At 62.0% G+C, this 14377-nt stretch carries 15 protein-coding genes; 6 read left to right on the top strand and 9 right to left on the bottom strand.

From position 1 onward, the window contains the following. Nucleotides 1–254 precede the first annotated feature (254 nt). The 3 genes from DWB85_RS15565 to moaA form a co-directional block, all read right to left on the bottom strand. Nucleotides 255–1679, bottom strand: coding sequence for a vWA domain-containing protein (locus DWB85_RS15565; RefSeq protein WP_117956390.1), 1425 nt, complete (start codon nucleotides 1677–1679; stop codon nucleotides 255–257). A gap of 2 nt (nucleotides 1680–1681) precedes the next feature. After that, a complete protein-coding gene (locus DWB85_RS15560) occupies nucleotides 1682–2623 on the bottom strand; it encodes an AAA family ATPase (RefSeq protein ID WP_117956389.1) in 942 nt (313 codons plus the stop codon). Nucleotides 2624–2690: 67 nt separating this feature from the next. After that, nucleotides 2691–3701 carry a GTP 3',8-cyclase MoaA gene (gene moaA / locus DWB85_RS15555; RefSeq protein ID WP_117956388.1) on the bottom strand — a complete coding sequence of 337 codons (1011 nt, stop codon included), beginning with the start codon at nucleotides 3699–3701 and terminating at the stop codon, nucleotides 2691–2693. A 219-nt stretch (nucleotides 3702–3920) separates the two neighbouring features. Between moaA and DWB85_RS15550 the strand changes: the two genes are divergently transcribed. Genes DWB85_RS15550 through DWB85_RS15540 form a run of 3 tightly spaced genes read left to right on the top strand, consistent with a single transcriptional unit; the run spans nucleotide 3921 to nucleotide 6474 of the window. Beyond that, nucleotides 3921–5291: an SLC13 family permease gene (locus DWB85_RS15550; RefSeq protein WP_117956387.1), complete on the top strand. Its 1371-nt coding sequence runs from the start codon at nucleotides 3921–3923 to the stop codon at nucleotides 5289–5291. Between the two features lie 45 nt (nucleotides 5292–5336). Continuing rightward, on the top strand, nucleotides 5337–5957 hold the full coding sequence (locus tag DWB85_RS15545; protein WP_117956386.1) for a paraquat-inducible protein A: 621 nt from the start codon (nucleotides 5337–5339) through the stop codon (nucleotides 5955–5957). Then, the gene (locus DWB85_RS15540; protein WP_117956385.1) at nucleotides 5947–6474 is read left to right on the top strand and encodes an SRPBCC family protein; all 528 of its coding nucleotides are present in this window, start codon (nucleotides 5947–5949) and stop codon (nucleotides 6472–6474) included. The genes DWB85_RS15545 and DWB85_RS15540 overlap by 11 nt, the downstream gene beginning before the upstream one ends. A 1-nt stretch (nucleotide 6475) precedes the next feature. On the opposite strand, the gene DWB85_RS15535 is transcribed toward DWB85_RS15540, so the two are convergent. Then, on the bottom strand, nucleotides 6476–6955 hold the full coding sequence (locus DWB85_RS15535; RefSeq protein ID WP_117956496.1) for a peroxiredoxin: 480 nt from the start codon (nucleotides 6953–6955) through the stop codon (nucleotides 6476–6478). A gap of 48 nt (nucleotides 6956–7003) precedes the next feature. Between DWB85_RS15535 and DWB85_RS15530 the strand changes: the two genes are divergently transcribed. Then, nucleotides 7004–7651 carry a class I SAM-dependent methyltransferase gene (locus tag DWB85_RS15530; RefSeq protein WP_117956384.1) on the top strand — a complete coding sequence of 216 codons (648 nt, stop codon included), beginning with the start codon at nucleotides 7004–7006 and terminating at the stop codon, nucleotides 7649–7651. A 31-nt stretch (nucleotides 7652–7682) separates the two neighbouring features. On the opposite strand, the gene DWB85_RS15525 is transcribed toward DWB85_RS15530, so the two are convergent. The 5 genes from DWB85_RS15525 to hslO form a co-directional block, all read right to left on the bottom strand. Beyond that, nucleotides 7683–8336 carry a TetR/AcrR family transcriptional regulator gene (locus DWB85_RS15525; RefSeq protein WP_117956383.1) on the bottom strand — a complete coding sequence of 218 codons (654 nt, stop codon included), beginning with the start codon at nucleotides 8334–8336 and terminating at the stop codon, nucleotides 7683–7685. Nucleotides 8337–8345: 9 nt separating this feature from the next. After that, entirely contained in the window at nucleotides 8346–8807 is a 462-nt protein-coding gene (locus DWB85_RS15520; RefSeq protein WP_117956382.1) for a phasin family protein, read from the bottom strand. A gap of 192 nt (nucleotides 8808–8999) precedes the next feature. Next, on the bottom strand, nucleotides 9000–9494 hold the full coding sequence (locus tag DWB85_RS15515; RefSeq protein ID WP_117956381.1) for a hypothetical protein: 495 nt from the start codon (nucleotides 9492–9494) through the stop codon (nucleotides 9000–9002). Nucleotides 9495–9677: 183 nt separating this feature from the next. Next, nucleotides 9678–11237, bottom strand: a complete 1560-nt coding sequence (locus tag DWB85_RS15510) for a phosphoenolpyruvate carboxykinase (protein WP_117956380.1) — start codon at nucleotides 11235–11237, stop codon at nucleotides 9678–9680. Nucleotides 11238–11373: 136 nt separating this feature from the next. Then, nucleotides 11374–12261, bottom strand: coding sequence for an Hsp33 family molecular chaperone HslO (gene hslO / locus DWB85_RS15505; protein WP_117956379.1), 888 nt, complete (start codon nucleotides 12259–12261; stop codon nucleotides 11374–11376). A gap of 303 nt (nucleotides 12262–12564) precedes the next feature. Here hslO and DWB85_RS15500 point away from each other — a divergent pair, with 303 nt between their 5' ends. Both DWB85_RS15500 and DWB85_RS15495 read left to right on the top strand, forming a co-directional pair. After that, the gene (locus tag DWB85_RS15500; RefSeq protein WP_117956378.1) at nucleotides 12565–14034 is read left to right on the top strand and encodes an acetyl-CoA acetyltransferase; all 1470 of its coding nucleotides are present in this window, start codon (nucleotides 12565–12567) and stop codon (nucleotides 14032–14034) included. Nucleotides 14035–14101: 67 nt separating this feature from the next. Next, nucleotides 14102–14377 carry a polyhydroxyalkanoic acid system family protein gene (locus DWB85_RS15495; protein WP_117956494.1) on the top strand — a complete coding sequence of 92 codons (276 nt, stop codon included), beginning with the start codon at nucleotides 14102–14104 and terminating at the stop codon, nucleotides 14375–14377.

Raw genomic sequence — 14377 nt, 5'->3', positions numbered from 1 at the left:
AGCGATTGCAGTGAAAGCGGGAGAGGGAACTGTGAATTGCTAAGGCTCAGCGGACCAGCTTCCACAGAATCACGACCAACAGCAGCGACCACGAACTGACCAGGGCAATCTTGTGCCAGCGTGGTGGCCCTTCCTGTTGCTCCTGCCTGAAGCCGGGGACCGACACATTAAAAGACCCACAGGCCGGGCACTGCCCCCCCTGACCACTGGTTTTACCGCGGTAGCTGCAATCATTGCAGTAGAATGCCATAACGTTATCGGGTGCTTTTAAGGAGTTGGTCTATTATGCGTTCCAGTTGCCTAAGGTTATTGCATTCGGCGGCAAAATGACAGGCGCTTTGGTAGCGGAGCATTTCCGAGTCGCCGCTGCCCCATGCTCGGCGTGATTCTGGATTCAGCCAGATTACCTGGCGTGAGCGCTGGTAGATACTCTGCATGATCTCCAGCTTGGGATCACCCTTGTTGTTGCGGGCGTCACCGAGAATAATCACGGTAGTATTGCTGTCGATGTCGTCCAGTGCGATGCGGGCAAAGTCGGTAAGTGCGGTGCCGTAATCGGTGGCGCCGCCATACTTCCAGTTAACCAGTTCGATGGCTTTCTCGACCGGGTGTTCCTCGAACAGCTCGCTCACTTCTCCCAGGGTGCTGGAAAAGGCGAAGCTCCTGACTCGCGGCAGCACGTCCTGCAGGCTGTACAGGAACAGCAGCAGGAACTTGGCATAGGCCGCGACCGAACCGCTGACATCGCACACCGCGAGTATCTGCGGTTTTTCCTTGCGGGTACGCCGCCAGTGCAGGTCAAACATCAAACCGTCGTTGGCGACGCTGGCACGCATGGTGCGGGCCATGTGCAGTTGCCCGCGGCGGTAATCGCGGCGCTTGCGGGAGTGGCGCGCGGCCAGTTTCCGGGCCATCTTGCGCACCAGTTCGTGTACGCGGTGCAGGTAGGTGTGCTCGATATTGCTCAGCCGGGTCTTGCTCAATACGTCTTCCATGAACTGCCGGGTCTTGCCCTCGGCGTGCAGCAGGTACTGGCCATCGACATAGTCGCGCACCTGCTCCCGGAGCAGATCCCGGTAACGCTGCAGCTGGGGCAGGGCGGGGTTCTGGTCGCGTTCCAGCGCAATCACCGCGGAGCGCAGCTGTTCCTCGCCCATGGCGTCGAGAATGCGGCGGGTGAACTGGCCTTTCTGGGTGAACATCTGGATATTCTGCAGGTCGGCGGCTTCACCCGCCCGGGCCATGGCCACGCTCAGTGCGCCGCGGTCGTTCTCGACCAGTGCCTGCATCAGTTCGGACTGCATGAGTGCCTGCAGCTCGGGGCTGTCTTCTGCGGCGACTTCCAGCGGCGATGCCTCACTGGCGGCGGCCCCGGCCTGCTGCTGGTCGGGTGAGAGGGCATCGGGATTTTCTGCAGCGGCGGCTTCGCTGTTGTCCGGCTGCTCCGGCCCGGAAACGTCCGCCAGCTGGCGATCGAAAAAGCGCTCAAAACACTGCAGGAAGATCGCTTCTTCTTCCGGTGTCTTGGCCAGGGTCATCCCCAGGCCGTCCCGCAACAGCCTGCGATCACCGTAGCCCAGGGTGGTCGCCACGTGCATGGCGTCCAGGGTTTCCGCCGGGGAGATGCGCACATCGTGGCTGCGCAGGACCTGGATAAAACTGACCAGGTTTTCAGGCATGGCTAGCTTGCTGCGGCCCCGCGCACCAGCTGGCGCAGTTCGCTGTCGGTGGATTCAATGTCGTCTTCAAACTTGAGCAGGACATTGAGGGTGTTGCGTACCAGCTCCTCGTCCAGGTCGCCGGCGTGCAGCAGTAACAGGCTGCGCGCCCAGTCGATTGTTTCGGAAATGGCCGGGGCTTTCTTCAGGTCCAGTTGCCGCAGGGAGTGAACGAATTCCACCAGCTGGTGACGCAGCTTTTCGTCGATCTCCGGTACCCGGCTGCGCACGATGCGCTCTTCCAGTTCCACCGTGGGAAAAGGAATATACAGATGCAGGCAGCGGCGCTTCAGGGCGTCGGAAATTTCCCGGCTGTTGTTGCTGGTGAGGAATACCATCGGGGTGGTCCTGGCCTTGACCGTGCCGATCTCCGGAATCGATACCTGGTAATCCGAGAGAATTTCCAGCAACAGCGATTCAAACTCGTAGTCTGACTTGTCTACCTCGTCGATCAGCAGGATTGCCCCCCTTTCCTGCTGCATGGCCTTGAGCAGGGGCCTGGGCTCGAGGAACTCCTCCGAGTAGAAGATATCGCCGAACTGGTGCAAACGCTCCACTGACTCCGCCAGGTTATGCGTGCCCTGCAGCAGGTCGCCCAGTTTTTCTTTCAACACCTGGGTGTATAGCAACTGCTTGCCGTACTTCCATTCGTACAGGGCCTTGGCTTCATCCAGCCCTTCATAGCACTGCAGGCGGATCAGCGGGGTGTCCAGCAGGTGGGCCGTGGTCTTGGCCAGCTCGGTCTTGCCAACCCCGGGGGGGCCCTCCACCAGCACGGGCTTGCGTAGCTGGAACGCCAGGAATACGGCGGTCGCGATTTTGTCCGAGCAGATGTAACCGAAAGACTCGAAGCCCTGTTTAATAACTGCTACCGAGTCCAGTTGGGGGAAATCCTGGGTATGCACGCGATGTCGTTTCCTTGGGAGTGGCGCGACATTGTACGTCAGGCAGGCGCGGCCTGGTACTGGCGAGCTAGCCGCCGGTAGTGTTCATGAAGCGCAGAATCTGGGGCTCTTCGCCGTGGTCGAAAAAGTGTCGCTCCGGTTTCAGGTCCATTGCCCCGACGATGGCCCACTTGAGTTTATCCAGCTTGTACCCGGGGCTACGCAAAATCTCCCGCAGGTCCACCGAGTGCTCATTGCCCAGGCACAGCAGCAGGCGGCCTTCTACCGTCAGCCTGACCCGGTTGCACAGGTGACAGAAATTGTTGCTGTGGGGCGAGATGAAGCCCACCCGGCTGCCACTGTCATCCACGCGGTAATAGCGGGCGGGACCACTACTGCCCCCGGGCTCACCCTGTGCCGTCAAGCGGTGCTGCGACGCCAGCATGGCGCGCAGTTCCTCGCTGCTGCAGAAGGTCAGCTTGCGGTCGTGGTGGTCGATCAGGCCCAGCGGCATTTCCTCGATGAAGGCGATGTCAATACCCCGGTCCAGCGCGAACCCGACCAGATCCAGCACCTCGTCTTCATTGCGGCCCTTGAGAATCACCGCATTGAGCTTGATGCCCGCAAAACCGGCGTTAATGGCCGCGTCGATACCGGCAATAACCTGGTCGAGGTTGCCGTGCCGGGTGAGGTGGCGGAATTTGCGCGGGTTCAGGCTGTCCAGGCTGATATTGATGCGCCGCACACCGGCCTCTTTCAGCGCCGGCGCCAGGCGCTGCAACTGGGAGCCGTTGGTGGTAATCGCCAGTTCCTCCAGCCCGGGCAGTTGCCCCAGGCGCTGCACCAGCGACATGATGTTGTTGCGCACCAGCGGTTCGCCGCCGGTGAGGCGAATCTTGCTCACCCCCAGTTCACAGAATGCCCGGGCGACCTGGTACAGTTCCTCCAGCGACAGGATTTCGCTCTTGGGCGCGAAGGTCATGTCCTCGGCCATGCAATACACACAGCGGAAGTCGCAGCGATCAGTGACCGACAGGCGAAGATAGTTGACGCGGCGCTGGAACTGGTCAACCAGGGTCAGGGGCAGGGGCTTGTCCATGCTGCCAGTGTATTGCCTGGCGGCCCCAGGCGCCAGTAACGACCGCCACAGCCCGGCGGCTTTGGTCTTTACAGCCGCGGCGCCTTGCGACAGGATGCGCAAAGCGCCGCGCGCAGGCGGCGGTGAATAACAAAGGTTTTCAAACGGGGACATATATGATGGGGTCGCTACCCTGGGCACTCGTAGCCTCACTGCCGGCCTGCCGCGGGGGCGGCCCGGGTGCGTAACTGGGCGATCTGGCTGGGGCCGCTGGCGGCCGCCCTGGCGGCGCTGGGCTTCATCCAGGGCGGCTACAGCGGGGATATCGCCATTGTGGGATTCGTCGCCGTGCTCTGTGTCATCTGGTGGGTATTGGAACCCGTCCCCATTCCCGTGACCTCACTGCTGCCGCTGGCGGTGTTGCCGCTGTTCGGCGTCCTCACCCCGGCTGAAGTCGGCCAGGCCTACGGCTCGCCGCTTATCCTGCTGCTGTTGGGCGGTTTCCTGCTCTCCCAGGCCATGGAGCATTCCGGTGCCCACCGGCGCATTGCCATCGGCATGGTCAACCTGTTTGGTGCTCACAGCGGCTTGCGCCTGGTGCTGGGCTTCATGGCGGCCGCGGCATTGTTGAGCATGTGGATATCCAATACCGCCACCACCCTGATGTTGCTGCCGGTGGTACTGGCGGTGCTGGAAGCATCACCGGACAAGGACCGGCTGGCGGCGCCGCTGTTGCTGGGCGTGGCCTATGCCGCCAGTGTCGGTGGCCTGGGTACCCCGATCGGCACCCCGCCCAACCTGATCTTCATGCAGGTTTTCGAGGAGACCACGGGAGAAAGCATCAGCTTCACCACTTGGATGAGCTGGGCGCTGCCGGTGGTGGTGCTCATGGTGCCCGTCATGGCCCTGATCCTGACTCGCAACATTCGCGGCACCCTGTCCGTCAGCTTGCCCAGGGTCGGCGCCTGGCGTACCGAGGAGAAGCGGGTCATGCTGGTTTTCGGGCTCACGGCGCTGGCCTGGGTGACCCGCGGTGAACCTTTTGGCGGCTGGATGGCCTGGTTTGACCTGCCCCAGGCCAACGATGCGTCGGTGGCGCTGCTGGCGGTGGTGTTGATGTTCATGCTGCCCGACGGCAAGGGTGAGCGCTTGCTGACCTGGGAGCGGGCGGTGAGGATTCCCTGGGGCGTGCTGCTGCTGTTCAGTGGCGGCATCTGCCTGGCCAAGGGCTTTGTCAGCTCGGGGCTCAGCGACCTGCTGGGGGGGGTATTTACCGACCTGGCGACCTTGCCCATCTACCTGCTGATGCTGCTGATCGCACTGACTGTGACCTTTATGACCGAGACCACGTCCAATACCGCCAGCACCACACTGCTGATGCCGGTGCTGGCCGCCGTCGCGCTGTCGGCGGGACTGGCCCCGGAGACATTGATGGTGCCCGCGGCAATGAGCGCCAGCTGCGCCTTCATGCTGCCGGTGGCCACCGCGCCCAATTCGGTGGTTTACAGCAGCGGCATGTTCACCGTGGCGCGGATGGCCCGGGAGGGGGTGGCGCTCAATTTCCTCGGCGCCGCGGTTATCAGCACCATTTGTTACCTGCAGCTCACCTGAGGGCGCAATGGGGTATGATGCGGGCCTTTGACTGAGGAGCAAGGTATGCCTATGTCTCGCCGCCTGCTGGCGCTGCTGTTGATTCTGGTATCGCTGGGCCTGTTATATCCGGGTATTTCCCAGCCGGTACTGACCCTGACCGGCACCCTGGAAAAATCCATGATCGCCGAACTTGGCGTGGACATGCTCGCCGGCGAGGACGCCGATTCCCAGACCCGGCAAATGCTTGTCATGCTCTCCAGCCTGATGGGCCTGGACCAGATCGAGGGCCAGATTACGGCCTACAACAACACCCGCTCCATTCTCGGAACCGTGGAGGAGCTGGCCGCTACCGGCAACCTGGCGGTGGCCCTGCTTATCGTTTTTTTCAGCGTGGTCATCCCGGTGTTCAAACTCTGCCTGCAGTTCACTGCCCTGGTGTTGCCACAGGCACGCTGGCGGGCGCCCCTGTGGTGGCTGAACGCCAGCCTCAGCAAGTGGTCCATGGCCGATGTATTCGTCATGGCCATGCTGGTGGCCTACATGTCCGGCAGCGCCTCGGGACAGATGGGTGACCTGCTGACCATGGGCGCGCAGCTGGAAGCGGGTTTCTATTATTTTCTTGCCTATTGCCTGTTCTCGATACTGGCAGGGGCGCTGATGAGGGAGCCGCGCCATGAGCAATAGCCTGGGGTACTCCGTTGCCGTGGTTGTGGACAAGCCGCTGGCTGAGGCCTGGGCGCTGCTGGCGGACTACTCCCTGCCGCATAACTACGTGCCGGGGCTGACCCGCACGGAAATTGTATCGGCGGCAAGCTCGGGCCCCGGCGCTCATCGCCGGGTTTACACTGGCGACAGGTATCTGGAGGAAACCATCATTGACTGGCGTGAAGGGCAGGGCTTTACCCTGCGCCTGCACCGCAAGGGCAAGCCCATGGCGCCGTTCAAAAATGCGGAATTTGACTACCAGCTGCAGCCGGAGGATGCGCAGCGCACGCGGGTAACGCTTGCCCTGCGCTTTGTGCTGCCGCTGGGGAGACTGGGCGGGTTCCTGGGGCGCAACCTGGTACTCCCGGAGATGAAAAAACAGCTGGTGGCGGTGGCCGCGGGCATGAAGCACTTTTATGAAACCGGCACCGCGGCGGCCGACGAAGACCGCCAGCGGCTGGCGGGCAGCGTGGAAACGCACCCCGCCAGCGGCTGAATTACAGCAGGCTCATCATGGTCTCGGCGGCACTGACGTCCACTCCGGTATCGGGTTCAACGTTGATGTGGGTTACCACCCCGTCTTCGGCGATTAGCGCGAAGCGCTGGGAGCGGGTGCCGAGGCCGAAGGCGCTGGCATCCAGTTCCAGGCCGAGGGCGGCGGTGAACTCAGCCATACCGTCCGCCAGCATAAGGATTTCCTCGGCATTTTGCGCCTTGCCCCAGGCATCCATGACGAAAACGTCATTGACCGCCATGCAGGCGATGGTATCGACCCCCGCAGCCTTGATCTTGTCCGCGTTTACCACGTAGCCGGGCATGTGGGTGATTGAGCAGCCCGGAGTGAAGGCTCCGGGTACGGCGAACAGCAGGACTTTCTTGCCGCCGAAAATGTCACTGGTAGAAACATCCGTGGGGCCTTCCGCACCCATGGTTTTTAGAGTGGATTGGGGAATGGTGTCACCGACCTGAATGGCCATGCTGTTGTCCTCGTTGGGGAGTGTGAAAGTGAACATGGAATATAGCAGATGAGCGGCGACTTGCACTGCCCGCTCTGCGGCCGCTCCCGGACCGGGGCCTTTTGCCGCGACCGGCGCCGTGAGTACCTGCGCTGTGGGGACTGTGGCCTGGTATTCGTGCCGCCGCTCTATTACCTCAGCAGCAGCGAGGAGAAAGCCGAGTACGACCTGCATCGCAATGCCGTCGATGACCCCGGCTACCGCGGCTTTTTGTCCCGTCTCGCCGCTCCCCTGCTGGCAAGAATTCCCGCCGCCGCCCGCGGCCTGGATTTCGGCTGTGGCCCCGGTCCGGCGCTGGCGGCCATGCTGGAGGAAGCGGGCCACCAGGTTGCCCTCTACGACGTCTTTTACCGGCCCGATACCGCGGTGCTGCAGCGCAGTTACCAGTTTATTACCGCAACCGAGGTGGTGGAGCACCTGCACCGGCCCGGGGCCGTGGTCGAACAGCTGTGGGTGCTGCTGGAACCGGGGGGCTACCTGGGCATCATGACCAAACTGGTGCAGAACGCCGGGGCCTTTGCCCGCTGGCACTACAAGAACGACCCCACCCATGTGTGTTTTTTCAGTGAACTGAGCTGGCAGTGGTGGGCGGGGCAGCATGCTGCCGTGCTGGAGCGGATCGGGGCAGACGTGATCCTGCTGCGCAAGGCGCAGTAGCCGTATCGGGGCCAGTCAGGGTGAGCTGGCGCTAGCTGTCCTGCTCCAGCATGTTGGCATAAATGGCCTCGCAGTCGCGGTAAAAACTCAACTGCTCATCCCCAAGGTAGGGGGCGACCATGGTCAGTAGCTGCAGCACGCCCTGGTGGATTGTCACGGCGGGGTTGCGTTCCTGGTGCAGTAGCTGGTCGTAGCTGAACCAGAAGGTCAGGTGCAGGGTCATGTTGTCCACCAGGCCCAGCAACTGCTGTTCCCCGGTGTTGATCACCGACTGCTGCAGCAAGGTCTGGCAAATGGCGTAGAGCGTGGCGCGCTTGAGCTGCAGCAGGCGTTTGAAATTGCGCCGGATGTCGGGGTAGCGCTGCAGGATATTGTCGAGGTTATGGTAGAGGAAGCGGTACTGGTACATTTCCTCAAGCACGACGTACAGGTAGTACCAGTTCTGCTCGACGTCTCCCGGCCCGGCCAGCGGCTGTTCAATGGGCGCGGTCAGGGTGCCGGAGAGTGCGGTCTCATACTGGTGAAACAGCTCGGCGATAATCTGGTCCTTGCCCTTGAAGTGGTAGTACAGGTTGCCCGGGCTGATGTCCATCTCATTGGCGATATCGATGGTCGTGGTCTGCTCCTCACCTTCCTCATTGAATAGCAGCAGGCTGGTATGAAGTATACGATCCCGGGTTTTCATTTAGGGCTGTCAGGCCTTCTTTTTTGGGGTTTTAGCTGTAGAGCGGGTGCTGGCTTTCTTCCGGGGGGTGGCAGGGGCCTTCTTGCCGGCCGCGGGTTTGCTTGCCGCCTGCTGTTCCTTGATCAGGCGGGTCAGGGCATCGACCTTGCGGGTCAGTTTGTCCACTTTCTTGTGCAGGCTGTCAATATCACCGGTGCGGGCGGGCCGCTGCATCTGGAAGTTTTCCCGGACCTGGGCAATGCGCTCCTCCACCGAACTGAGGGCCGCTGCCCTGGCTTCGGAGGCTTCTTCTTCAAGCTGGGATCCGGCCTTTACCAGGTCGCGAAACAGCTTGGGCGGTTGCGGTGTGGCTTTTTTCAGGTTGCTCTGGGCCTCGTCGACGGCCCGGCCGTAGGCGCCGACGCCCGCCAGCCAGATGTTTTTGGCGATTTCGCTCGCCTTGTCGGTGACCTTGCTTTTATCGTCGCTCATTGCCGGGTCCTCTGCGCGCGCGTTGGAAGGGCCAACATTACAGCAGAATAGGGCCAGAAATGACAGGTGCGGGGTGATGTGGAACTGAGCGCCGGCAATGGGAAACGAGCAGGCACAAAAAAGGGGGACTACGAAGTAGCCCCCCAAACCCTGACTAACAGGGATAAGTGGTCCTGAATGGACCGCTGCGCATCAGGCAGCGGTTTTGAAACCGACGGTTTCTTTCAGCTCTTCAAAGCGAGCCTTGGCCTTTTCCAGTTGCTCGTCCAGCTTTTTGCGGTCGGTCAGGCTTTCCAGTTCAAACTTGGGCAGTTCCATGTCGTCGACAGCCTTCTTGGCTTCTTTCTCGACTTTCTCACCGCGCTTGACCAGTTCCTTGTAGGCTTTTTCAGCCTTCTTGCGGCGCTCTTCCAGCTGGCTCTGCAGGCTGTTGAACTGCTCCTGCACCTGGTCGTAAGCCTTGCCGTAGAAACCCAGGCCGGCCAGGAATGCATTGCGGCCGTTTTCCTTCGCCTTGGCGGCGAATTCAGGCTTGGCTTTCTTGGCAGCGGGCTTGCGCTTGGCAGCCGGCTTGCGCTTGGCGGGAGCCTTCTTGGCAGCAGCTTTACGCTTGGCGGGAGCCTTGCGTTTGGGGGCAGCCTTGCTTTCAGTTTTGGGGGCAGTAGTCTCGGTAGCTTGTTCAGCCATGGTGTCACTCCTTTCGGTTCAATGTGCGGCGGTAACCCCGCCATTGAGTAAAGACTACGGCAGAAATTTAGAATAAACATACTAAACCGCTGCAAGAGTGAGCGGTTTTTTGGCATTAATACACATGCAAAAGGGGCCCCGAGAGGCCCCTTCAGTAGCTGCCAGTAGCTGCGCTGGTGGCGGTCAGTCGGCCTTTGGTCCCGCCGCGATGATGGCGTCGGCTACATCGAACCGGGCAATGTTCTCGGTGAACAGGGCTGCCAGTTTGGTGGCCTGCTCGTCATAGGCGGCCTCGTCGCCCCAGGAGGCGCGGGGGTTGACGTATTTGGCGTCGACACCGGGAATGTCGGTGGGGAAATCCAGGTTGAGTATATCCAGGTGGCCGGTAGCGGCACCGAGCAGCGCTCCGCTCTGGCAGGCGTGGACGATGGCCCGGGTCACCGGGATGGGGAAGCGTGAGCCGGTGCCGCCGGGCGCACCTGAACCGCCGGTCCAGCCAGTATTGACCAGGTAGACCTGGGAGCCGAAGTCCTCAACCCGCTTCATCAGCAGCTCTGCGTAGTCGCCTGCAGGGCGGGGCATGAAAGGCGCCCCGAAACAGGTGGAGAAAGTGGGGTGGATGCCGGCCTCGGCGCCCACTTCGGTCGAGCCGACCCGGGCGGTGTAGCCGGACAAAAAGTGAAAGGCCGCCGCCTCCTTGGACAGGATGGACACCGGGGGCAATACGCCGGAGACATCACAGGTCAGGAAAATCACACATTTGGGTTCGCCACCGTCATTGCTCTCGGTGCGCTTGGCAACGTGCTCCAGGGGGTAGCAGCAGCGGCCGTTTTCGGTGAGCGAGGTATCGTTGTAGTCGGCGTGGCGCTGCTCGTCCACCACCACGTTCTCGACGATGGCACCGAAGCGGATTGCGTCCCAGATAATGGGCTCGTTTTTCTGTGACAGGTTGATGGTCTTGGCGTAGCAGCCGCCTTCGAGATTGAACACGGAGCCTTTGGCCCAGCCGTGTTCGTCGTCGCCAATCAGGTACATGTCGGGGTCGGCTGACAGGGTGGTCTTGCCGGTGCCGGACAGGCCGAAGAACAGGGTGGTGTCGCCACTCTCGCTGACGTTGGCCGAGCAATGCATGGGCATGACGTCCTTCTCCGGGAGCAGGAAGTTCTGTACCGCAAACATGGACTTCTTCATTTCGCCGGCGTAGCGCATACCCGCCAGCAATACCTTGCGCTGGGCAAAATTGACGATTACCACCCCTTCGGAGTTGGTGCCATCACGTTCCGGGTCGCATTCGAAGGAGGCGACATTGAGAATATTCCATTCTTCTTTACGCGCGGCGTTGTAGTTGTCCGGGCGGATGAACATGTTGCGGCCGAACAGGTTCTGCCAGGCCGTTTCGGTAGTGACCTTCACCGGCAGGTAGTGGTCTGCGTGGGCGCCCACGTGGAGGTGGGAGACGAACCGGTCCCGCTCGTCGATGTAGGCTTCCACCCGGTCCCACAGGGCATCAAACCTGTCCGGGTCGAAAGGCCGGTTGACGCTGCCCCAGTCGATGGCTTCCTCGGTGCTGGGTTCCTTCACGGTGAACCGGTCAGCGGGTGAACGCCCGGTGCGCTCGCCGGTGGTTACCAGCAGGGCGCCTGTGTCGGTGAGGGTGCCCTCACCCCGTTTCAGGGCTTCTTCAATCAGTTGTGAGGGGGCCAGGTCCAGGTATTCCTGGGCGATGGGTGCGGTGGCGGTCATGGTGTGTCCTGTTCTTTCGCCGGGGTGGTCTTCCCGGCTGGTATGGCGGTAAATAGGGGCCGCCAATTATGTCAGAATCGCCACCGAATGCGAATCGCCGCGGGTATGAAATACTTTATTCTCACTATAATTGTTACTAATGTAATGTACCGGGATCATCAATATTCAAAATAGCCCCCAGGTCGTCCTCCACAAACTGGTACTGCTGGTTACAGAATTCGCAATCCATGGTGATACTGCCCAATTCTTCCAGTAACTCGCGGATGTCTTCTTGCGGTAGTGCGCTCAAGGCATTGAGGGTGCGTTCCCGGGAGCAGTTACAGCGAAAACGGGCCGGCACCGGTTCGAACAGCCGCAGTGGGTCCTCGTGGTACAGGCGGTGCACCAGTTCCGGCGCCGCCAGCTGCAGCAATTCCCCGGTTTCCAGAGTGGCGGCCAGGGCATTGACGTGTTCCCACTGGGCGTCGCGCTGGGCACTGTCCTCGACCCGCTGCGCCGGCAACTGCTGCAGCAGCATGCCCGCGGCCCGTTCACCATCGCAGGCCAGCCACAGCCGGGTACCCAGTTGTTCCGACTGGCGAAAGTAGGCATCCAGGCTATGAGCGAGGGAGTCCCCCACCAGTGGTACGATACCCTGGTAGCGCCTGCCGCTGCTGGGGTCGACAGTAATCGCCAGCTGGCCGCCGGCGAGTAACTGGTCAAAACGGTCGGACGTCGCCTGCTGGGCGCCCCGGGCAATGGCCCGCAGGTTGAGGTCGTTGTCGCACTCCGCCATCAGCAGGGGAATTTGGCCCTGCGATCGGGCCTGCAGCACGAGTCGGCCCTCGAATTTGAGCGTGGTGGCCAGCAACACCGCAGCGGCGAGGAATTCACCCAGCAAGCGATTGACCCCGGGAGCATACTGGTGGATCGCGGTGATTTCCCCCAGGCAGTCGTCCAGGTGCACTATCTCGCCGCGGATATCGGCATCCTCAAAGAGGAAGCGCTGGGTTCGGTTTCTGCCTGGCTGCGTGTCTGTGGGCATAGTGCTGGTTCCATGGGTATGGGTGGCTGCCGCCCTGGCGGCGTGGTCGGGGCTTACTATGTACGGCTGGCAGCGGCAAATTTCAAGCCTCCGGCCGCTGCAGGGCGCAGATTGCCCTGGCCGCCGGCCCGGAAGCGTTGATCTCTTTGGTTTTGCCGGCGAGGTGCTTACAATGCACGCCAACAGTTTGTGTCCTGTTTCCCCCGAGCCCATTGTCTGGCAGCCACGCCGGTTGGTGCTTTGACTCGCGCTGTTCAACCGGGGGTGGCAGCATGTAGACCGGCGAACCCATCAGGAGTTGATATGGATGACAACACCCCAGTACTGGTAGGCGTAGCGGCTTTCCAGCAGCATAATCCCGATTACAGCGCGGCTCTGGAGCCCATTGCTATCATGGAGCAGGCCCTGCGCGATGCGGCTGACGATGCCGGCAACAGCAGCCTGTTATCCCGCGCCGGCGAGGTGCTGGTGCCCAAGGGAATCTGGGGGTACAGCGATCCGGGTCGCCTGTTGGCCGATGCCTTTGGCGCCGGCCAGGCGCGCAGCGTGCTGGCAGAGATAGGCGTGTCCCAGCAGACTCTGCTGACCCGCGCCTGCCAGACGATTACCGCCGGCGAGGCGGAGGTGGTGCTGGTGACGGGAGCTGAGGCCAAGTACCGTGCCCTGTGCTCCGCCAAGGCTGGCACGGAGGCGACGGAGACTGTGCAGCAGGACGTGGAGCCCGATGAAAAACTGCTGCCCGAGGATGAACTGTGGTCGGCAGTGGAGTCCGCTGCCGGTCTCGGCATGCCGGTGGGCTACTACGCGATTATGGACAGCGCCCTGCGCTACAAGCAGGGTTTGACGCCAGAGTCCCACCGCCAACAGATGGGCGAGATGTACCAGCGCTTCAGCGAGATCGCCGCCGCCAATCCCGAGGCCTGGTCCCGGGCGCCGGTCGATGCGGCCACCATCAGCGAGCCGTCACCCGCGAACCGGATGCTGGCCTTTCCCTATACCAAGCTGCACAACAGCCAGTGGAACGTCGACCAGGGCGCCGGGCTGATTTTCTGCAGCGTGGCGCTGGCCCGGGAGCTGGGCCTGGATCCGGACAAATGGATCCATCCGCGCGCCTTTGCCGAATCCAATTTCATGTCGGTGGTGTCCAGTCGCGGCGACCTGGGCGGCTGTCCCGGTTTCCGCATAGCCGGCGCAACCGCCATGGAGCGCGCCGGCATCAGCTTCGAGGATATCAGGCTGCGGGAGCTGTACTCCTGCTTCCCGCTGGCGGTGCGCTCACAGCTGCACGAATTCGGCATGAGCGGTGACGGCGACCTCAGCGTAACCGGCGGCATGACCTTTGGCGGCGGGCCGCTCAACAATTTTGTGTTCCAGGCCACGGTGCGGATGGCCCGGCTGTTGCGTGCACAACCCGCCGAGGTGGGCCTGGTCACCACGGTCAGCGGCATGCTCACCAAGCAGGGGGTGGCGCTGTGGTCTGCCCAGCCCGGCGTCGATGGCTGGGTGTTTGACGACGTCACCGCGCAGGTCCGGGAGGCCAGTGACATACGGGAAGTGGTGGCCGATGTCGAGGGTGAGGCCGCGGTAGCCGGTTACACCGTCATGTACCAGGGTGGTGAGCCCTGGCGCGCGGTGGCGATATTTGACCTTGCTGACGGTCGGCGAACGGCGGCCTACAGTGAGCAACCGGCGGTGATTGCGGCCATGCTCAGCCGCGAGTGTTGTGGCGAGGTGTTTTCCCTGGCCGCGGGCGAGTTCAGGCCGCGCGGCTGAGGCCGCCGGTTTCAGGTGTGCCGGGCCCGGTCGTGCACTATACTGAGAGTAAAAGAGAGGTGTGCCGGTGGCCGGATTTCGTATTACCAAACCCTACACAATGCCCAAGGAAGAGGTGCGCTCGGCAGCGGAAGAGCTGGCGCAGAGCCTGGCCCGCGAACACGGTGTCCGCAGCCGCTGGGAGGGCGACAAGGTGAAGATCAAGGGCGCGGGCGTGGACGGCGTCATGTCCTTCCACGACGGGCTGATCGATATATCGGTGAAGCTGGGACTGCTGACATCGATGTTCGAGGCGGCTATCCGCAATGAAGTGCAGAGCTTCCTGGACGAGCACGTCACCTGA

Origin of the sequence: Seongchinamella sediminis (genome assembly GCF_003457605.1) — a bacterium.
Taxonomy (GTDB): Bacteria; Pseudomonadota; Gammaproteobacteria; order Pseudomonadales; family Halieaceae; genus Halioglobus; species Halioglobus sediminis.
This window is presented reverse-complemented; position numbering and strand designations above follow the sequence as displayed.